Annotated in this window: 19 protein-coding genes; 9 read left to right on the top strand and 10 right to left on the bottom strand. The window is 60.3% G+C overall.

Translation table 11 applies throughout. The annotated features are described in order from the left end of the window. Positions 1–24: 24 nt before the first annotated feature. The 8 genes from J3P89_RS05170 to ffh all read right to left on the bottom strand — a co-directional run bounded on the left by J3P89_RS05170 (position 25) and on the right by ffh (position 7,088). Positions 25–1,329, bottom strand: coding sequence for a homoserine dehydrogenase (locus J3P89_RS05170; RefSeq protein ID WP_434696897.1), 1,305 nt, complete (start codon positions 1,327–1,329; stop codon positions 25–27). A 131-nt stretch (positions 1,330–1,460) separates the two neighbouring features. Then, a complete protein-coding gene (locus tag J3P89_RS05165) occupies positions 1,461–2,192 on the bottom strand; it encodes a DsbC family protein (protein ID WP_305499030.1) in 732 nt (243 codons plus the stop codon). Between the two features lie 301 nt (positions 2,193–2,493). Continuing rightward, positions 2,494–3,390: a site-specific tyrosine recombinase XerD gene (xerD, locus tag J3P89_RS05160; RefSeq protein ID WP_434696896.1), complete on the bottom strand. Its 897-nt coding sequence runs from the start codon at positions 3,388–3,390 to the stop codon at positions 2,494–2,496. A 126-nt stretch (positions 3,391–3,516) separates the two neighbouring features. Further along, on the bottom strand, positions 3,517–3,867 hold the full coding sequence (gene rplS / locus J3P89_RS05155) for a 50S ribosomal protein L19 (protein ID WP_305499028.1): 351 nt from the start codon (positions 3,865–3,867) through the stop codon (positions 3,517–3,519). A gap of 45 nt (positions 3,868–3,912) precedes the next feature. Next, positions 3,913–4,686, bottom strand: coding sequence for a tRNA (guanosine(37)-N1)-methyltransferase TrmD (trmD, locus tag J3P89_RS05150; RefSeq protein WP_434572025.1), 774 nt, complete (start codon positions 4,684–4,686; stop codon positions 3,913–3,915). After that, complete coding sequence (gene rimM, locus J3P89_RS05145) at positions 4,668–5,204, bottom strand: ribosome maturation factor RimM (RefSeq protein ID WP_058544503.1); 537 nt, start codon at positions 5,202–5,204, stop codon at positions 4,668–4,670. Before rimM ends, trmD begins: the two co-directional genes overlap by 19 nt. A 5-nt stretch (positions 5,205–5,209) precedes the next feature. Further along, a complete protein-coding gene (gene rpsP, locus J3P89_RS05140; protein WP_003185073.1) occupies positions 5,210–5,461 on the bottom strand; it encodes a 30S ribosomal protein S16 in 252 nt (83 codons plus the stop codon). 250 nt (positions 5,462–5,711) lie between these two features. After that, a complete protein-coding gene (gene ffh / locus J3P89_RS05135) occupies positions 5,712–7,088 on the bottom strand; it encodes a signal recognition particle protein (RefSeq protein ID WP_434696895.1) in 1,377 nt (458 codons plus the stop codon). 206 nt (positions 7,089–7,294) lie between these two features. Between ffh and J3P89_RS05130 the strand changes: the two genes are divergently transcribed. The 8 genes from J3P89_RS05130 (at position 7,295) to cmoB (ending at position 17,432) form a co-directional block, all read left to right on the top strand. Beyond that, complete coding sequence (locus J3P89_RS05130; protein WP_434696894.1) at positions 7,295–8,107, top strand: cytochrome C assembly family protein; 813 nt, start codon at positions 7,295–7,297, stop codon at positions 8,105–8,107. A gap of 12 nt (positions 8,108–8,119) precedes the next feature. Then, entirely contained in the window at positions 8,120–9,358 is a 1,239-nt protein-coding gene (locus tag J3P89_RS05125) for an HlyC/CorC family transporter (RefSeq protein ID WP_434572020.1), read from the top strand. A 408-nt stretch (positions 9,359–9,766) separates the two neighbouring features. Continuing rightward, positions 9,767–11,080, top strand: a complete 1,314-nt coding sequence (locus J3P89_RS05120) for an MFS transporter (protein ID WP_434696893.1) — start codon at positions 9,767–9,769, stop codon at positions 11,078–11,080. 61 nt (positions 11,081–11,141) lie between these two features. Next, on the top strand, positions 11,142–12,302 hold the full coding sequence (locus J3P89_RS05115) for an RHS repeat-associated core domain-containing protein (RefSeq protein ID WP_434696892.1): 1,161 nt from the start codon (positions 11,142–11,144) through the stop codon (positions 12,300–12,302). Between the two features lie 260 nt (positions 12,303–12,562). Beyond that, on the top strand, positions 12,563–14,977 hold the full coding sequence (gene lon, locus J3P89_RS05110) for an endopeptidase La (protein ID WP_434696891.1): 2,415 nt from the start codon (positions 12,563–12,565) through the stop codon (positions 14,975–14,977). A gap of 208 nt (positions 14,978–15,185) precedes the next feature. Then, on the top strand, positions 15,186–15,578 hold the full coding sequence (locus J3P89_RS05105) for a protease inhibitor I42 family protein (protein ID WP_434572015.1): 393 nt from the start codon (positions 15,186–15,188) through the stop codon (positions 15,576–15,578). Positions 15,579–15,735: 157 nt separating this feature from the next. Continuing rightward, positions 15,736–16,479, top strand: coding sequence for a carboxy-S-adenosyl-L-methionine synthase CmoA (gene cmoA / locus J3P89_RS05100; RefSeq protein WP_305499021.1), 744 nt, complete (start codon positions 15,736–15,738; stop codon positions 16,477–16,479). Beyond that, on the top strand, positions 16,476–17,432 hold the full coding sequence (cmoB, locus tag J3P89_RS05095) for a tRNA 5-methoxyuridine(34)/uridine 5-oxyacetic acid(34) synthase CmoB (protein ID WP_434696890.1): 957 nt from the start codon (positions 16,476–16,478) through the stop codon (positions 17,430–17,432). Before cmoA ends, cmoB begins: the two co-directional genes overlap by 4 nt. A gap of 204 nt (positions 17,433–17,636) precedes the next feature. Here cmoB and tadA read toward each other — a convergent pair whose 3' ends face one another. Then, positions 17,637–18,134, bottom strand: a complete 498-nt coding sequence (tadA, locus tag J3P89_RS05090) for a tRNA adenosine(34) deaminase TadA (protein ID WP_434696889.1) — start codon at positions 18,132–18,134, stop codon at positions 17,637–17,639. Further along, complete coding sequence (locus tag J3P89_RS05085) at positions 18,134–19,510, bottom strand: multicopper oxidase family protein (RefSeq protein ID WP_434696888.1); 1,377 nt, start codon at positions 19,508–19,510, stop codon at positions 18,134–18,136. Before J3P89_RS05085 ends, tadA begins: the two co-directional genes overlap by 1 nt. A gap of 240 nt (positions 19,511–19,750) precedes the next feature. Between J3P89_RS05085 and J3P89_RS05080 the strand changes: the two genes are divergently transcribed. Beyond that, the gene (locus J3P89_RS05080) at positions 19,751–20,485 is read left to right on the top strand and encodes a hypothetical protein (protein WP_434601760.1); all 735 of its coding nucleotides are present in this window, start codon (positions 19,751–19,753) and stop codon (positions 20,483–20,485) included. Positions 20,486–20,539 lie beyond the last annotated feature (54 nt).

Raw genomic sequence — 20,539 nt, 5'->3', positions numbered from 1 at the left:
TTGCAGCTTGAAGCTCGCCGCTGCTTAGTTCAAATGCTCGACGCGGATACGGACCACCGGGCCAACGACTCCCTGAAGCGCCTCCAACGCTGCGATCGCATCGTTGATGCGTTGCTCGACCACGCGGTGGGTCAGCAGGATCATCGGCACCAGGCCGTCGTGTTCCTCGACTTCCTTCTGCATGATCGACTCGATGTTGATGCCGCGTTCCGAAAGAATGCTCGCAACCTGGGCCAACACCCCCGGATGGTCCTTCGCCTGGATACGCAGGTAGTAGGCACTTTCGCACGCTTCGATCGGAAGAATCGGGTGGTCCGACAGCGAGTCCGGCTGGAACGCCAGGTGCGGCACGCGATTTTCCGGGTCGGATGTCATGGCGCGAACCACGTCTACCAGGTCGGCAACCACCGAAGAGGCGGTCGGCTCCATGCCGGCGCCGGCGCCGTAGAACAAGGTCGAGCCCGCGGCGTCACCGTTGACCATTACCGCGTTCATCACACCGTTGACGTTGGCGATCAGGCGATCGGCCGGGATCAGCGTCGGATGCACACGCAACTCGATGCCGCTGGCGGTGCTGCGCGCCACGCCCAGGTGCTTGATGCGATAGCCCAGGGCCTCGGCGTAGTTCACGTCGGCGGTGGTCAGCTTGGTGATGCCTTCGGTGTAGGCCTTGTCGAACTGCAGCGGAATACCGAAGGCGATCGACGCCAGGATCGTCAGCTTGTGCGCCGCATCAATGCCCTCGACGTCGAACGTCGGGTCCGCTTCGGCATAGCCCAGCGCCTGGGCTTCGGCCAGCACGTCTTCAAAAGTGCGGCCCTTCTCGCGCATCTCGGTGAGGATGAAGTTGCCGGTGCCGTTGATGATCCCGGCCACCCAGTTGATCCGGTTGGCCGACAGCCCTTCGCGAATCGCCTTGATCACCGGGATACCACCGGCTACGGCGGCCTCGAAAGCCACGATCACGCCCTTCTCGCGGGCCTTGGCGAAAATTTCATTGCCGTGAACGGCGATAAGCGCCTTGTTCGCGGTGACCACATGCTTGCCATTCTCGATGGCCTTGAGTACCAGCTCGCGGGCAACGGTATAGCCGCCCATCAGCTCTATCACGATGTCTATCTCAGGGTTCGTGGCCACTTCGAAGACATCGTTGGTAATCGCAATACCGGTCGTCTGGAACTGAGGCTTTGACGTGCGCATGGCAATTTGTGCCACTTCGATCCCACGCCCGGCACGACGAGCAATTTCCTCGGCGTTGCGCTGAAGTACGTTGAAGGTGCCGCCACCGACGGTACCTAACCCACAGATGCCTACTTTGACCGGATTCACTCTTGACTCCCCATGAAACGGCCGACACAAGGTCGGCCGTGAATACAGCCGCGCAGCAACGCGACTTTGTGTTTAACGGCCCGGCAAAGATTTTCGCCAGGCCGTGATCTTCTGCAGCGCATTGGCCACGATCATTTCGCCCCAAGGGCCAGTTTGGCGACTTGCGGCGCCGGCTGGTAGCCCGGAATCACCTGGCCATCGGCCAAAACGATGGCCGGCGTGCCGTTCACACCAATGGACTGGCCGAGGGCGAATTGCTTGGAGACCGGGTTCTCGCACTTGGCGGCTTTGATTTCCTTGCCGTCGACCATTTTGTCCATGGCCGCTTTCTTGTCCTTGGAGCACCAGACTGCCTGCAATTGCTCATCACCCGGCGAGCCGAGGCCCTGACGCGGGAACGCCACGTAGCGCACCTCGATGCCACGCTTGTTCAGCTCTGGCACTTCGGCGTGCAGTTTGTGGCAGTACGGGCAGGTGGTGTCGGTGAACACGGTAATGTGCGACTTGGTTTCGCCCACCGCCGGGTAGACCACGGTTTCGGCGACCGGGATACCGTTGATCAATTTGGAGATGCCTTGGCGCTCGGTGATCTCGGTGAGATTCACCGGCTTGCCGTCCTTGAGCGCGAACAGGTTGCCCTGGACGATGTACTGACCGTCGGCGCTGGCATACAGCACACGGCTGCCCTGCAGCTTGACCTCATACAGGCCGGACATCGGGCTGGCGGAGATGGCCTCGATCGGCACTTCAAGCTCGAGGTTGGCGAGGCTTTTGCGGATCGCCTGGTCGGCCGCGTCATCGGCGATGGCAAAGGTACTGGCCAACGCAATGGCGGCGGCGGTGAACATCTGGATCAAACGCATGAGGACTCCTGAGGCAAACAAATAGGCGGGGACACCGAGGCAGAGATTCGGGTTCCAGCCGCCCACTGTGCAAACCGGGAAAGCCTACCACATAAGGCCCGTATGGCCGAATTCACCTGTCGCAAGACAACACACGATGTCGGTGTACCAGGTCCCCTGTGGCGAGGGAGCTTGCTCCCGCTCGGCTGCGCAGCAGTCGCAAATGGAGTCACTCCGCTCTGAGGGAAGATCGCGGCTGCTGCATTGGGGCGCTTCGCGCCCAGCGGGAGCAAGCTCCCTCGCCACAAAAGCGGGTGTTCATTCAGCCGCGCGGATGGTGCCTGGCATGCAACTCCTGCAACCGCGCCCGGGCCACATGGGTATAGATCTGGGTGGTGGACAGGTCGCTATGCCCCAGCAGCATCTGCACCACCCGCAGGTCGGCGCCGTGATTGAGCAGGTGCGTGGCGAAGGCATGGCGCAGCGTGTGGGGCGAGAGCGATTTGTTGATCCCGGCCACCTTGGCCTGGTGCTTGATGCGGTGCCAGAAAGTCTGGCGGGTCATCTGCTCGCCGCGCAGGCTGGGAAACAGCACGTCGCTGGGACGCCCGCCCAGCAAGTCATGACGGGCATCGCGCATGTAGCGCTCGACCCAGACGATCGCTTCTTCGCCCATCGGAACCAGGCGCTCCTTGCTGCCCTTGCCCATCACCCGCAACACGCCCTGGCGCAGGTTCACTTGTTCCAGCGTCAGGCTGATCAGTTCAGTGACCCGCAAGCCACAGGCGTACAACACTTCCAGCATGGCCCGGTCGCGCTGACCGATGGGGTCGCTGAGGTCCGGTGCCGCCAGCAGCGCCTCGACGTCCGCTTCCGAAAGGGATTTGGGCAGCGGACGCCCCAGTTGCGGCATTTCCACGCGCAAGGTCGGGTCCACCGCGATCAGCTTTTCCCGCAACAAATAACGATAGAACCCACGCAAGCCAGAGAGAAACCGGGCAGTAGAGCGCGGCTTGTAGTTCTGCTCCAGGCGCCACGCCAGATGATCGAGGATCAACTCCCGCCCGGCATTGGCCAGCTCCAGGTTGTTTTCCTGGAGCCAGCCGTGGAACAGGGCGAGGTCGCTGCGATAGGCATCGCGGGTGTTATCGGACAACCCCTTCTCCAGCCACAGGGCATCGAGAAACTGGTCTATCAGCGGGTGATCGATGGCAGGCATAAAGACTCTTGGGACGGGCGCACACGGCTACGAATGAGAATGAAGCCATGCAGGGTGCGCAAAGACCAAATCACAGGCAACAAAAAAGCAGCCCGCAGGCTGCTTTTTTTGCATCGGAAGCTGGGCTTAAGCCAGTTTTTCCTTGATGCGAGCTGCTTTACCGGACAGGTCACGCAGGTAGTACAGCTTGGCTTTACGCACGTCACCGCGACGCTTCACAGCCATGCTGTCGATCTGCGGGCTGTAGGTCTGGAAAGTACGCTCTACGCCAACACCGTTGGAGATTTTACGAACGGTGAATGCACTGTTTACGCCGCGGTTACGCTTGGCGATAACAACGCCTTCGAACGCTTGCAGACGTGCACGGTCGCCTTCCTTCACTTTCACCTGAACGACAATGGTGTCGCCCGGGGCAAAGGGAGGGATTTCTTTCGTCATCTGCTCTGCTTCGAGTGCAAGGATGATTTTGTTAGTCATGCTGTGCTCCTAAGGCAAGTCATCGGACTTACCATCGATACGTTGTTAACTATCGTCCCGCTCGCGGATGTATTCCTCGAGCAGCTTCTTCTCTTCTCCAGAAAGCGAGCGGCTTTCCAGAAGATCGGCGCGTCGTTCATAGGTCCGACCAAGGGACTGCTGTAAACGCCAACGCCGGATGTGCGCGTGGTTGCCACTTAGCAACACGTCGGGAACACGCTGATCCGCATACACCTCCGGTCGGGTGTAGTGCGGGCAATCCAGCAGACCATCCGTAAAGGAATCTTCCTCGGCGGAATCCGCATGCCCTAAAGCTCCAGGCAGCAGTCGTGTAACCGCATCGATCAGGACCATCGCCGGCAGCTCGCCGCCAGACAGTACATAGTCGCCAATCGACCACTCTTCATCGACATGAGCTTCAATGAAACGCTCGTCAATGCCTTCGTAACGGCCGGCAATCAGGATCAATGCATCCGATTTCGCCAGCTCGCGTACCGCCGACTGAGTCAGTTGACGGCCTTGGGGCGACAGGTAGATCACCTTCGCACCCTCCCCGGCTGCCGTCCTGGCCTGAACCAGTGCATCTTCCAGGGGCTTGATCTTCATCACCATGCCCGGACCACCGCCAAACGGGCGATCGTCCACAGTGTGATGTCGATCCGTGGTGTAGTCCCGCGGATTCCAACAAGTGAGCTGCAACAGCTCCTGTTTCACCGCGCGGCTGGTTATGCCGTATTCGCTGATGGCGGAAAACATCTCGGGAAACAACGTGATGACTTCAACGCGCAGATTAGCCACGTCTAGAAATCCGCATCCCATTCCACCTTCATCTCGCCTGCTGCCAGGTCAACGGCCAACACGCATTGCTCGGTATAGGGCAACAGGCGTTCGCGATCATCCAGGCTGCCGACGCAAGGCTTTACCACCATGACATCGTTCGAACCGGTCTCGAGCAGGTGATCGATCTTCCCGAGCAGTTGCCCGAGGTGGTCGATGACCTTCAGACCTACAAGCTGGTACCAGTAGTACTCGCCGTCGGTCAGTTCAGGGAACAGGTTGCGCGGCACGCAGATCTCATAACCGGCCAGAAGACGCGCTTCTTCACGATCATCAAGACCCTTGAGCTTTGCGACCAGGAACTTGTCGTTCCCACGTCCGCTGACCAGCTCAACCTGTTTCACGCTACCTTCGCGCTTGAGCGTCCAGGTTTTGTAGTCCAACAGGTTTTTGATCGGATCAGTAAAGGAGTAAACCTTCACTTCGCCGCGAACGCCATGAACAGAATAGATCTTGCCGACAACGATCAGATCATCAGCATCTTTTGGCGTCGCGTTCATATTGCTCAGGCCGCAGCCTTAGCCGATTCCTTCAACAACTGAGCAACACGCTCAGAAGGCTGTGCACCAACGCTCAGCCAGTAGGCTACGCGCTCTTGGTTCACGGACAGACGGATTTCCTGACCACGGGCAACAGGGTTGAAGAAACCAACCTGTTCCTTGTGGGAACCGTCACGCGGATTGCGGCTGTCGGTTACGGTCAGGTGGTAAAACGGGCGCTTTTTGGAGCCGCCAAGGGCAAGACGGATTGTTAGCATGTGAACATCGTTCCTGTAGTCGGTGCTGCAAATCTAAATGCACAGCGGGCATAGGTGCCCGAAAGGCCGCATATTCTAAGGAATATCCGGACTTTTGCAAATGACTTTTTCCGGCGCATGGCGCCGTGCGATCAAGATTTGCCGTAGAGCCGTCATGAAAAACGGCAGGTAGCTCCCGCATAGCACGGGTTTGCTGGAGATCCCCGCATCCGTGCGGGGCAACGCCGACATGACAGCCGGCGCAGATTCTTTACATTTTCGGCATACCGCCGCCGGGCAACATACCGCCCATGCCGCGCATCATCTTGGCCATCCCGCCCTTGGCGGAGAACTTCTTCATCATCTTCTGCATCTGCTTGTGTTGCTTGATCAAGCGACCGATGTCCTGCACCTGCGTGCCGGAACCCATGGCGATACGGCGTTTGCGCGAACCGCTGATCAGGTCAGGGTCGCGACGCTCGGCCGGGGTCATGGAGTTGATGATGGCTTCCATCTGCTTGAACTGCTTCTCGGCCGCGCCCTGTGCATTGCCCATTTGCGCCAGGTTCACGCCACCAATGTTCGGCAGTTTGTCCATGAGGCCGCCGAGGCCGCCCATGTTCTTCATCTGTTGCAACTGGTCGCGGAAGTCTTCGAGGTCGAAGCCCTTGCCCTTCTTCAGCTTCTTGGCCAGTTTGTCGGCCTTGTCCTTGTCGAGGGTCTGTTCGGCCTGCTCGATCAGGCTGAGCACGTCGCCCATGCCGAGGATACGCGAGGCGATACGCTCGGGGTGGAACGGCTCGAGCGCCTCGCTCTTCTCGCCCATACCGATGAATTTGATCGGCTTGCCGGTAATCGCGCGGACGGACAGCGCGGCACCGCCACGGGCATCGCCGTCGACCTTGGTCAGGATCACGCCGGTCAGCGGCAGTGCGTCGCCGAAGGCCTTGGCCGTGTTGGCCGCATCCTGGCCGGTCATGGCGTCGACCACGAACAGGGTTTCCACCGGGCTGATCGCGGCGTGCAGTGCCTTGATCTCGCCCATCATCTCTTCATCGATGTGCAGGCGACCGGCGGTGTCGACGATAACCACGTCGATGAACTTGAGCTTCGCTTCCTTTATAGCAGCCTGGGCGATGTCCACCGGCTTCTGGCTCAGGTCGGACGGAAAGAACGTCACGCCGATGTCGTTGGCCAGGGTTTCCAGCTGCTTGATCGCCGCCGGGCGATAGATGTCCGCGGACACCACCATCACCGACTTCTTCTTGCGCTCTTTAAGGAAGCGCGCCAGCTTGCCGGCAGTGGTGGTCTTGCCCGCGCCCTGCAGGCCGGCCATCAGCACGACCGCCGGAGGCACGGCGCTCAGGTTCAGGTCTTCGTTGGCGGCGCCCATCAGGCTTTCGAGTTCGGCCTGGACAATCTTCACGAAGGCCTGGCCCGGCGTCAGGCTGCGCGACACTTCGGTGCCGACGGCGCGTTCCTTCACCGAATTGACGAAGTCCTTGACCACCGGCAGGGCGACGTCGGCTTCGAGCAACGCCATGCGCACTTCGCGCAGGGTGTCTTTGATGTTGTCTTCGGTCAGTTTCGCCTTGCCGGTGACATGGCGCAGCGTCTGCGAGAGACGGTCGGTTAGGTTTTCAAACATGCGCGATCCTTTCAGGCCCAGATAAGACCGGGATAATGGCGGCCCAGACCGTGAAATATGTGCTCGGCGAGCCTGCGGCGTGGGCAGGTCGCGGATTATAGCGAAGAAGCGTGCGACGTACACCTCGCCGTCGGTTGCGGTGGTCTTTCGTGCGGTGGGGGTTCTATGCCAAACTCAGCGCCTTTCGGGCTTGCCTAACAGGATTTATGCTCCCCTTGTCACCCAGCTTGCTTGCTTCCCTCGCCGCCGCTTGTCTTTATGCCGCTGCGACCTTCTATCAGGGCACCCGCCTGGCCTCCGGCGCCAAGGCGAACAAGCGCCTGCTGGTCGCGCTCGGCGTGCTGGCGGTGCTTGTCCACGCGGCCAGTCTTGTCACCCACCTGATGACGCCGATCGGCCTGGGCCTGGACTTCTTCAATGCCGCCAGCCTGATTGCCGTGGCCGTGATTGCCCTGACGCTGCTGGCCTGCTCGCGCATCCCCGTGGAAAACCTGCTGGTGCTGCTGTTCCCGCTGGGACTGGCCACGGTGCTGCTGGCGCAGTTCGCGCCGTCGGGCACCGTGCAGATCATCGACGAAGAGCCAGGCATTCTCGCTCATATCCTGTTGTCGATCCTCGCCTACGGCCTGTTCACCATCGCGGTGTTCCAGGCATTGCTGTTGCTGGTGCAGGACCATCAGCTCAAGCACAAGCACCCGTCCGGGCTGATCCGCAACTTTCCGCCGCTGCAAACCATGGAAAGCCTGCTGTTCGGTTTCCTCTGGGCCGGCTGGACGCTGCTGTCGCTGTCGCTGATTTCCGGCTGGCTGTTCGTTGAAAACCTGTTCGCCCAACACCTGGTGCACAAGACATTGTTGGCGTGCCTGGCGTGGATCGTGTTCAGTGTGCTGCTGTGGGGGCGTAATCGTCTCGGCTGGCGGGGCCACAAGGCAATTCGCTGGACCCTGGCCGGATTCTGCCTGCTGATGCTCGCCTACTTCGGCAGCAAGCTGGTCCGCGAATACATCCTGCATGTCTGACGGACGACACTGATGGATAGGCTGCCCTTGGGGCCATTGTTTGCGGTAATGGTCGTGCTGATCCTCTGGTCGGCGCTGTTCACGGCCATCGAAGCGGCCCAACAGTATCTGCTCGCGCAACGCAAAGCGTCGCGCTCTGGCGACAAGCCACTGGCGAAGCTGAACTTCCCTATCGCCAGCCTGATCCTGGGCAACACCCTCTGTCGTGCGCTGGCCGTGGTAATCGGCACCTGGCTGGCGATTTTTGCCTGGCTGGAAAACGGCCCGTGGCTGGCCTGGCTCGGCACCAGCGCGGCCTTGCTGGTTTTTGCCGATTACCTGCCTCGCACCCTGGCGACCCGCTACCCCGACGCGGTGCTGGGCCTGGGCAACAGCTTGCTTGCCCTGCCGCTGAAAATTGTCTATCCGGCCGCCTGGCTGCTCAACGGTTTCAGTCAGTTGCTGCTGCGCCCGTTTGCCCGCAAGACCGGCGCTGTCCAGCACAGCGACGATGAGATGCCCGCACCGCCACGCGCTGAGCATGAACAGGAACACAGCGGCCGGGTCCATCCGGTATCCGGCATCCACGCGCTGGACAACATCACCGTCAACGACATCCTCGTGCCCCGCAGCGAGGTGGACGGGATCAACCTCGACGACCCTATCGGCGAAATCATCGAACAGCTGCGCCTGAACCGTCGGACCCGCCTGCCGGTGTTCCACAGCGACATCAACCAGGTCGAAGCGGTGCTCAACACTCGCCAGATCCGTCACCTGCTGGCGGACGCGAGCCTGACCAAGGAAGCGCTGCTGGCCGCCTGCCACGAGCCTTACTTCGTCCCCGAGAGCACGCCGCTGCAGCTGCAGTTGCTCAACTTCCACAAGCAGCAGCGACGCCTGGGCATGGTGGTGGATGAATACGGCGAAGTGCTGGGCATCGTGACCCTGGAAGACATCCTCGAGGAAATCGTCGGCGAGTTCGAAAGCGAGCACAGCCTCGACAATCCCCATGTCCATCCCCAGCCCGATGGCCGCCTGATGATCGAGGGCGCGGCGTCGATCCGCGAGTTGAACAAGACCCTCGGCTGGCACCTGCCTTGCGATGGCCCCAAGACGCTCAACGGCCTGGTCACCGAGGCCCTGGAAACCATCCCCGAAAGTCCGGTCTGCCTGAAGATCGGCCGCTACCGGCTGGAGATCATCGAGACCGTCGACAACCGCGTCAGCCAGGTGCTGGTGTGGCATAACAGCTCGGTGCCGGTGGTAATCTAACCGCCGTACCCGTGGCGAGGGAGCTTGCTCCCGCTGGGCGGCGCAGCAGCCCCAAAGCATCCACCCCAACCTGCCTGACACACCGAGTGATCAGGTTTCAGGGCCGCTGCGCGGCCCAGCGGGAGCAAGCTCCCTCGCCACAAAAGCTCAGCACACGCTTCAATATTGTGCGCAGGCTCTCTTGTCGATTCGTTAGCCCCCTTCCTATACTCAACCCGCTTACCCAGCCCCGCCCGAACCCAGTGCTTACCCGGCACTCAGACCGTTCCGGGCAGCCCACCGGCAATATCCGCTGTAACCCTGCGACTGTTCCTACCCGAAACAGCGACAGCGCCCCAACCCACATCCCTGGGTGTTCGACCATAATAATTCGCTCCAACGGAGCACATGACTGTCAGGGATAACCGCATGACCACCACCACTTGCAATGACGCCGTGGCGAACCCACCGACCAACTCGGCCACCCGCGTGGCAACCGCGAGTTTCATCGGCACCGCCATCGAGTTCTACGACTTCTACGTCTACGCCACCGCCGCCGCCCTGGTGATCGGGCCGGTATTCTTTCCGCAGACCTCGGGCACGGCACAGATGCTGTCGTCGTTCCTGACCTTCGGTATCGCCTTCCTCGCCCGCCCGCTGGGCTCGGCGCTGTTCGGCCATTTCGGCGACCGGATCGGGCGCAAGTCCACCCTGGTGGCCTCGCTGCTGTTGATGGGCGTGTGCACGACCCTCATCGGCGTGCTGCCCGGCTACGCCAGCATTGGCGCGTGGGCGCCGATTCTCCTGTGCCTGCTGCGTTTCGGCCAGGGCCTGGGGCTGGGCGGTGAATGGGGCGGCGCGGCGTTGCTCGCCACCGAGAACGCCCCGAAAGGCAAGCGCGCCTGGTTTGGCATGTTCCCCCAACTGGGCCCCTCCATCGGCTTCCTGGCGGCCAACGGATTGTTCCTGACCCTGGCCATGACCCTCGACGACGAGCAGTTCCGCTCCTGGGGCTGGCGAATTCCGTTCCTGCTGAGCGCCGCCCTGGTCATCGTTGGCCTTTATGTGCGTCTCAAGCTCCATGAAACGCCGGTCTTCGCCAACGCGGTGGCCCGTCAGGAACGGGTGAAGATCCCGCTGGTCGAGCTGTTCAGCCAGTACTGGGCGCCGACATTGCTCGGCGCGGCCGCGATGGTGGTGTGTTACGCCCTGTTTTATATCTCGACGGTGTTTTCCCTGAGCTATGGCGTGTCCACCCTCGGCTACAGCCGCGAGACCTTCCTCGGCCTGCTGTGCTTTGCCGTGCTGTTCATGGCCGCCGCCACGCCCCTGTCGGCCTGGGCCAGCGATCGCTACGGGCGCAAGCCGGTACTGGTTATCGGCGGCGTCCTGGCGATTGCCTCGGGTTTCCTCATGGAACCGTTGCTGACCCACGGTTCCACCGCCGGCGTGGCATTGTTCCTGTGCATCGAACTGTTCCTGATGGGCGTGACTTTCGCCCCCATGGGCGCGTTGCTTCCGGAGCTGTTTCCGACTCATGTGCGCTATACCGGCGCCTCGGCGGCCTACAACCTGGGGGGCATCGTCGGTGCCTCGGCCGCGCCATTCTTCGCCCAGAAACTGGTGGCGATGGGCGGCTTGAGTTATGTCGGGGGCTATGTTTCAGCGGCCGCGCTGCTCAGCGTCATCGCCGTGTTGTGCTTGAAGGAAACTCGCCATAACGACTTGAATCGGGTCGCCTGATAATCGCATCGCGAGCAGGCTCGCTATCCTATTTAAATCGTCGGCAGACACAGATTTATCTATGACGAAGATTCATTGTGGAAGCAAGCCTGCCAGTGGGGACCGCGACTCGGTTATTCATCTTACAGACACCAACACTGCCGCCCCTCAGCCTCGCTCAAACGACCTCTACCTAGCAGCTCTGTTAGTTGACACCTTCCGCATAAAATTCGAACCTAACGCCCTAAATCGCAGCCTCGGTATGCACCTCATGGCTCTCCGTAAAAATACTGAGCTTTGCCATTACTACTACGATCCACTGGACCGTTTGGTCAGTACTGCCTCCCAGAAACAGATCACACTTCAGCGCTTCTACTGCAAAAACCGGTTGACTACAGAAATTCAAAACCAAGTGGAGCACTCGATATTTCAGCAAGGTGACCAGCTCCTGGCACAACAATGTCAAGGTCTCGAGACGGCTCTATTGGCGACTGATCAGCAACGTTCAGTATTATTTGCTTTGAGGGCTCAGCCTCATGGAATTGCTTATCTGCCTTACGGTCATCGGCCCTTTAGCAATGGACTAATGAGTGTGCTGGGTTTCAATGGCGAGCGCTCGGATTCGGTGACGGGACATTACTTGTTGGGCAACGGGCATCGAGCGTTCAGTCCAGTAATGATGCGGTTCAACAGCCCCGACAGTTTGAGTCCGTTTGGTAAGGGGGGATTCAACTCATATGCCTACTGCCATGGAGATCCGGTTAATTTTAGGGATCCAACGGGGCAGTTTGCTGGGGCATTGATCAACGCCTTCAGGATTTATAAGACCGTAGCGAAGCGTACATGGAAGTTGTATGCAACGTTTTTACGTCCACGCTCAGCTGGCCTTCAAACCCTTGCCCAAAACACCAACAGGGCTGGTTTTACACTCTTGGGTATGGGAGAACTTGCGCAAGCCGCAGGCTATCCGGCCGGAGTCTATGCATCCAATACTGGGACGGTTCTATTGGGCTTGGGCAGCACTATCAAAACGACGCAAAAGCTTGTCAAAGCTGTTAGAAGTTCAGAGCTAGCGGGGACCGTCAAAAGAAGAATAATCGGCCTGGCTGGAGGCAGTGGAACTTCCGACGACGCCATCCTAACCGGAGTAAAGGTAGAGCCTAGATCACATTCTTCAACCGCAACGCCCCGTTCATCCGTCATCCCATCGGCCAATGAAGTGCGTGGAATCAAGGAGGCTTAACGATAAATCTAATATCGCGAAAAAATAGGGTACTTATTACGACTCCAAGACCGCGCTCGCTAGAAGCAGACGTAAATCGGATCGCCAATTCCGAGGCTTACCCGAGAAGGCATATTCTTAGGCAGCCAGCTGAACCGGTCGGCCTGCAACCTGTCGCCCCCCCCTAAATGCCACACATAAATACCTGTTAACAATCGCACCATTGAAACCACCCCCCACCTGCCCCATCTAAGACCCATACCCCATTGCGCAGGTGCCCCATGAGCGACCAGCACTCTACTGAAGCCACTCACGAATACGCTGACTCCGAACAGATCGAACACACCGTTTCCGGTACGGGCCTGGCCCTGCCCGGCCAGAGCCTGCCGGACAAGGTCTACATCATCCCGATCCACAATCGCCCGTTCTTCCCGGCCCAGGTACTGCCGGTCATCGTCAACGAAGAACCGTGGGCCGAGACCCTGGAGCTGGTGGCCAAGTCCGATCACCATTCCCTGGCGTTGTTCTTCATGGACACGCCCCAGGAAGACCCGCGCCACTTCGACACCTCGAAACTGCCGCTGTACGGCACACTGGTGAAGGTCCACCACGCCAGCCGTGAGGCCGGCAAATTGCAGTTCGTTGCCCAGGGCCTGACCCGCGTGCGCATTCGCACCTGGCTCAAGCACCATCGCCCGCCGTACCTGGTGGAAGTCGAATACCCGCATCAGCCAAGCGAGCCGACCGACGAGGTCAAGGCCTACGGCATGGCGCTGATCAATGCGATCAAGGAACTGCTGCCGCTCAACCCGCTGTACAGCGAAGAGCTGAAGAACTACCTCAACCGCTTCAGCCCCAACGATCCTTCGCCGTTGACCGACTTTGCCGCCGCGCTCACCTCCGCCACCGGCAGCGAATTGCAGGAAGTGCTCGATTGCGTGCCGATGCTCAAGCGCATGGAAAAAGTCCTGCCGATGCTGCGCAAGGAAGTCGAAGTGGCGCGGCTGCAGAAAGAGATTTCCGCCGAGGTCAACAGCAAGATCGGCGAACATCAGCGCCAGTTCTTTCTCAAGGAGCAACTCAAGGTCATCCAGCAGGAGCTGGGCTTGACCAAGGACGACCGCAGCGCCGACCTGGAACAATTCGAACAGCGCCTGGAGGGCAAGGTGCTGCCGGCCCAGGCACAGAAACGCATCGAAGAGGAAATGAACAAGCTCTCGATCCTGGAAACCGGCTCGCCGGAATACGCCGTTACGCGTAATTACCTCGATTGGGCAACATCGGTGCCGTGGGGCGTGTATGGCCAGGACAAGCTTGACCTCAAGCACGCCCGCAAGATTCTCGACCAGCACCACGCCGGCCTGGACGACATCAAGGACCGCATCCTGGAATTCCTCGCGGTGGGCGCTTACAAAGGCGAGATCAGCGGTTCGATCGTTTTGCTGGTTGGCCCTCCGGGTGTGGGCAAGACCAGCGTCGGCAAGTCCATCGCCGAATCCCTCGGGCGGCCGTTCTATCGTTTCAGTGTCGGCGGCATGCGCGACGAGGCCGAAATCAAGGGCCACCGGCGCACCTACATCGGCGCCCAGCCGGGCAAGCTGGTGCAGGCGCTCAAGGACGTCGAAGTGATGAACCCGGTGATCATGCTCGACGAAATCGACAAGATGGGCCAGAGCTACCAGGGCGACCCGGCTTCCGCACTGCTGGAAACCCTCGACCCGGAACAGAACGTCGAATTCCTCGACCACTACCTGGACATGCGCCTGGACCTGTCGAAAGTGCTCTTTGTGTGCACCGCCAACACCTTGGACTCGATTCCCGGCCCGCTGCTGGACCGGATGGAAGTGATTCGCCTGTCGGGCTATATCACTGAAGAAAAAGTCGCCATCGCCAAGCGCCACTTATGGCCCAAGCAACTCGCCAAGGCCGGCGTTTCCAAGGGCAGCCTGAGCATCACCGACAGTGCCCTCAAGGCACTGATCGACGGTTATGCCCGGGAGGCCGGCGTCCGTCAGTTGGAAAAACAGCTGGGCAAACTGGTGCGCAAGGCGGTGATGAAGCTGATCGACGAGCCGAAAGCCGTGATCAAACTCGGGCCGAAGGATCTCGAGGCGTCCCTGGGCAAACCGGTATTTCGCAATGAGCAGGTGCTGTCCGGCGTGGGTGTGATCACCGGACTGGCCTGGACCAGCATGGGCGGCGCGACCCTGCCGATCGAGGCAACGCGTATCCACACGCTCAATCGCGGCTTCAAGCTCACCGGGCAACTGGGCGAAGTCATGAAGGAATCGGCTGAAATTGCCCACAGCTACGTCAGTTCGCACCTGAAGCAATTCGGCGGTGATCCGAAGTTTTTCGATGAGGCTTTTGTTCACCTGCATGTACCGGAAGGCGCCACGCCCAAGGACGGCCCGAGTGCCGGCGTGACCATGGCCAGCGCCCTGCTGTCCCTGGCGCGTAACCAGCCGCCGAAAAAAGGCGTGGCCATGACCGGTGAACTGACCCTTACCGGGCATGTCCTGCCGATTGGCGGCGTGCGCGAAAAAGTCATCGCGGCGCGTCGGCAGAAGATCAATGAGTTGATCCTGCCGGACGCCAACCGGGGCAATTTCGAGGAACTGCCGGACTACCTCAAGGAAGGTGTCACGGTGCACTTTGCCAAGCGGTTTGCGGATGTGGCGAAGGTGTTGTTCTGACGGTCCTGTAGTGCCTGTGCTGGCGCCTTCGCGAGCAGGCTCGCTCCCACATTGGATAAGTGTCGTTCACAGCGTTTGTGATCCACACCGAACCCTGTGGGAGCGAGCTTGCTCGCGATGGGGTCCTCACAAGCAACACACCCTCATCTGACACACCCGGTAGCATCTTCGGTTATGCTCGCCGTTCGTCGTGAACGCCGGAGCCCTTATGTCTCTCACCCGCCTGCTCGTACCTGTCAGCCTCGCCTTGTTGAGTGCCTGTGCCATGCAACCGAAACACAACGTGACGGTGGAGAAGCTTAGCCAATGCCCGGTGCAGCTCAATAACGGTCAGAACCTGATCCTGAGCCTGCCGACCAACCCCAGCACCGGCTACCGATGGACGGTTCAGGATTCAGCCGGCGGCGTGTTGAAGGCATTGGGCCCGGAGGTCTATCGCAACCCGGAAGACGCCGGTATCGTCGGCGCCGCCGGGGTATCAACCTGGCGCTTCCAGGCATTCAACGCCGGCACCGGGCGCTTGCGCCTGACGTATCAACAACCCTGGGCGCCTGAAGTCCCCCCCGTGGAAACCTTCGACTGCGCCATTTCGGTGAATTGAACGTGGGTTGGCTGATACTCGTGCTGATGGGGGCGGCCACCTTTCTCCTCCAAAAACATCACTAACAGAGATTAAATGTGCGAGCGAGCAAGCTCGCTCCCACAGGTTTTTTGGTTAAAATGCCGGCCTTTTCACTATCCCTGCCGCCGGAACCGTCGTGAGCAAAGAACCCGATCGCCTATTCGCCCAGCCCTTGGCCCAGGTGCCCGACTTCGCCTTCAATGAAGACGTGGTTCGAGTGTTCCCGGACATGATCAAGCGCTCGGTGCCAGGCTACCCGACCATCGTCGAGAACCTCGGCGTGCTCGCCGCGCAGTTCGCCCAGCCCAATAGCGTGCTGTATGACCTCGGTTCGTCCCTGGGCGCGGTGACCCAGGCGCTGCGCCGTCATGTGCGCACCGACGGTTGCCGGGTGATCGCGGTGGATAACTCGGCGGCCATGGTCGAGCGCTGCCGCGAATACCTCAACGGCCAGGACTCGATGTTCCAGGAGCTGTTGCCGGTGGAGGTGATCGAAGGCGACATCCTTGCGCTGGCGTTCCAGCCGGCCTCGGTGGTGGCGTTGAACTTCACCCTGCAATTCATCGCACCCGAACAACGCACCGCGTTGCTGACCCGCATCCGTCAGTCCTTGCTGCCCGGCGGCGCCTTGATCCTCTCGGAAAAACTGCGCTTCAACGATGCCGAGGAACATGCCCTGCTGACCGACCTGCACGTGGCGTTCAAGCGCGCCAACGGCTACAGCGAACTGGAAATTGCCCAGAAACGCAGCGCCATCGAAAACGTCATGAAGCCCGACAGCCTCGAAGAACACCGCGAGCGCCTGCTGGCGGCCGGCTTTTCGAAAGTCGTGCCGTGGTTCCAGTGTCTTAACTTCGCCTCGTTGATTGCCTTGCCATGATTGATCTGTCCCCCCTCGCCCGCCATCTGGCCGGCACGCCCCTGGCCGACTGGGCCGCGACACTGCAAACGCAGCTCGATATCAAGATGGAAAAGGGCCACGGCGACCTGGAGCGTTGGCAAAGCGCCCTCGATGCGCTGCCGGCCTTGCAGCCCACCACCGTGGATCTGCTGAACGAGCTGACGCTGGACGCAGATTGCTCTGACGAAACCCGCGCCCAGATGCGTACCGCGCTGATGGGTCTTTCTCCGTGGCGCAAGGGCCCGTTCGATCTGTTTGGCGTGCACGTGGACACCGAATGGCGCTCGGACTGGAAATGGTCACGCGTCGCCCCGCATCTGGACCTCAAGGGCAAGCGCATCCTCGATGTCGGCTGCGGCAACGGCTACTACATGTGGCGGATGCTCGGTGCCGGCGCGGACACGGTGATTGGCGTCGACCCGAACTGGCTGTTCTTCTGCCAGTTCCAGGCGGTGCAGCGCTACCTGTCACAGCCCAACGCCTGGCACCTGCCGTTCCCATTCGAAGCCCTGCCGCCGGAGCTGGAAGGTTTTGACACGGTGTTCTCCATGGGCGTCTTTTACCACCGCCGCTCGCCGATCGAGCATCTGTTGGCCTTGAAGGACTGCCTGGTAAAAGGCGGTGAGCTGGTGCTCGAAACCCTGGTGATCGAAGGCGACGAACACCAGGTGCTGGTGCCCGAGGACCGCTACGCGCAGATGCGCAACGTCTGGTTCCTGCCATCGGTCCCGGCGCTTGAGCGCTGGTTGCGCCGCGCCGGGTTCAGCGACGTGCGCTGCGTGGACGTCAGCCTGACGACCGTGGAGGAACAGCGCAGCACCGAGTGGATGAAGTACCAGTCACTGGGTGATTTCCTCGATCCTGCGGACCACAGTAAAACCATCGAAGGACTGCCGGCGCCGATGCGGGCGGTGATCGTGGCGCGTAAGTAAACAGCCCAAGCAACACGACATCCTGGTAGGGAGCAATGGGCTCTAAAGGCTTGCTTATCATCGTGGCGAGGGAGCTTGCTCCCGCTGGGCTGCGCAGCAGCCCCCGCCCCTTCACCACGATGCACCTGGAAAAACCGGTTAGCAGGTTTTACGACTGCTGCGCAGCCGAGCGGGAGCAAGCTCCCTCGCCACAGGGTTGTGTGTTCAATCTTGGGATCTGGCTCGCCTGGCCTTGAAAAACTCGCTCAACACCGCGCTGCATTCCTCAGCTAACACCCCGCCCTCGAACATCACTCGATGATTCAAGAATCCCTGGCTGAAAAACTGCCCCTGGCTCTGCACGATCCCAGCCTTGGGTTCCAGCGCCCCGTAGACGACCCGGGCGATGCGTGAGTGGACGATAAGGCCGGCGCACATGCTGCACGGTTCCAGCGTCACATACAGCGTGCTGCCAGGCAGACGATAGTTGCTCACCGCCTGGGCAGCGGCGCGGATGGCGACCATCTCCGCGTGGGCGCTGGGGTCGTGGCCACTGATCGGGCAGTTGAAGCCACGCCCGATGATCTCACCGTCCTGCACCAGCACCGCGCCCACCGGTACTTCGCCCAGCGCGGCGCCTTGGGCGGCGAGGGCCAGGGCCTCACGCATGAAATCCTGGTCGCGGCTGCGGTCGATGATCCGCGCGGGACGAATCTGGCGCATCACGCCACCTCGATGGCGGCCATCAGGCCGGTTTCCATGTGATCGATCACATGGCAGTGGAACATCCACACGCCGGGATTATCCGCCACCAGCGCCACCTGTGCCCGCTCGTTCTTGCCCAGCAGGTAGGTGTCGGTGAAATACGGAATGACCTTGTGCCGGTTCGACGCAATCACCTTGAAGCTCATGCCGTGCAGATGGATCGGGTGCTGGTACTGGGTCATGTTCTTCAATTCGAATATATAGCTCTGGCCTTTCTTCAGCGTGGCAATCGGCCGATCGGCGCAGGTCTTGTCGGTGATATCCCAGGCCTTGCCATTGATTTGCCACAGGCTCGGCGGCTTGCCATTGTCGACATTGACCGAGACCGAACCGACCCATTCGAAATTGAAGTTGAGTTTCTGCGCATTGGCCAGGTCCGGCTCGGCCACCGGGTTAGGCGGCAGCGCCGGCGGCCACTGGCTCGGTGCGTCATTGTTGGGCACCGAACGCAGCGTCCCCAGGCGCACCGGGCCATTGCGCAACGACAACTCTTCACCGGCCGGCGGCGCCTTGATCGCCAGGCAGATGCGCATACCCGGGCCCAGCCAGTACTCCTTGCCCAACGGGCGCGGCGCGACGGGATTGCCGTCGAGTGCATAGATCTGCGCCTCGACGCCGGGGATATTGATGCGGTAAGTCAGCGTGTTGTCGAGGTTGAGCAAACGCACCCGGGTAATCTGCCCGGCCGGCAAATCAATAACCGCCTGGGGCACGCCGTTGATCGTCGACAGCCGCCCGGCGGTGCCGCCACGCGCCGCCTCGCGAGGGATGCTGAACGCGACGAACTCGCCCTGCATGTCCACATGCCAACTCTTGAGGCTCAACGTCTGCTCGTATTTGAAGCCGGTAGGCTCACGCTCTTCGATGATCAACGGCCCCACCAGCCCGCGTCCGAGCTCCTCGCTGCTGTTGACGTGCGGGTGATACCAATAGCTGCCGGCGTCCGGCACGCGGAATTTGTAATCGAAGTACTCGCCTGGCAACACCGGCAGTTGCGAGACATACGGTACGCCGTCCATCTCCAGCGGCAAGCGGATGCCGTGCCAGTGAATGGTCGTCGCGACCGGCAAATGGTTGATGAATCGCACCCGCAACCACTCGCCCTGGCGCACCCGCAACTCGGTGCCCGGCGCTGACGGACCAAAGGCCCAGGCCTGGGTCTTGTGCCCGGCCACCAGTTCCACATCCAGCGGCGCCGCGATCAGTTCATAGTCGTGACCGGCCTCTGAATCGGCCATCTTGCCCAACCAATACCGCGACGCGCCTCCCGCACCTACGCCAACGACAACAAGACCGGCCAGGCCACCGAGTATTTGGCGACGGGTAAAGGACATGAACGCGACTACCTCTTGAATCTGGGACGGGCCGGTGGGGCCCGGAAAAGGCGAATACGATACACCTGCAATTGAGAAATATTAAGTGAAGGATTGTCGCGGGGCGCGCTCGGGCGATGAACCCCTTTTTCAAACTTGATGTCCAGGCAATGGATTTGTGTTGCTTCGTCCCACCGGAAAATGTTCGGATACCGGTCTAAGCGGGACCGCACGGTATCTTTCATACAAAGGGATTTATTCATGAGCAAAATTGGCGCTTGCATCACTCTGTCTGCAACCCTGGCATTTGCCGTATCCACAGCTTTCGCGGCGGTTCCCACCGATATTTCGGGTGTCGCCCTTGGCTCGACTCTGGAAGAAGCCAAAGATGCGATCATGAAAGCCAACCAGGCCTATACGATCAGCCCGCTGAAAACTGTCGATGGCACCGAGGCCGGCGTGACAGCCGTGACCAACAAGACTCTTGCCCAAGCCGACCAGTTTGCCGCGCTTCAAGACGATGCTGGCAAGGTATGGTTTGTCGGGCATATGAAGCACTACGAAGAAGGGTCGCGTATCCCACTCGACAATCTGGTGGCATCGCTGACCGAAAAATTCGGCCCGACCTCGTTCCGCAATTCCCAGATGGGAGAAGTCATGTACTGGGAGTTTGACCGAAACGGCAAGCTGTATAAGGGTGTAGACCAAGTCTTTAACGACCGTGGCATTGGTCCTTGCGCGCAGGTGCACTTTAGCAATATGCACATTCCTGGCGTTTCCTTCCCTGCACCACAAAACTTCCCATCCGAGTGCAGCCTTCTGATCATGGCTTATTCACAACCTGATCAGGACAAGATGGTGCGTGAGTTCTCTCTGAGCGTAACCGATGTCAAAAGCATGTATGACCAGTTGAATGCCAAAGAGACGCAAGCAAAGGCGGAACAGGCCAGGAAACTGGAGGAAGAAAAATCCAAGGCGGCCAAACCGAACATCTGACCCCTCAAATGCAAAAGGCCCGCATCACCCGGGCCTTTGCTTTTTTGCTAGCGA

Source organism: Pseudomonas sp. Z1-14 (genome assembly GCF_051132005.1).
Classification (GTDB): Bacteria; Pseudomonadota; Gammaproteobacteria; order Pseudomonadales; family Pseudomonadaceae; genus Aquipseudomonas.
The sequence above is the reverse complement of the archived record's forward strand: the minus strand, read 5'-3'. Positions and strand labels throughout refer to the sequence as shown.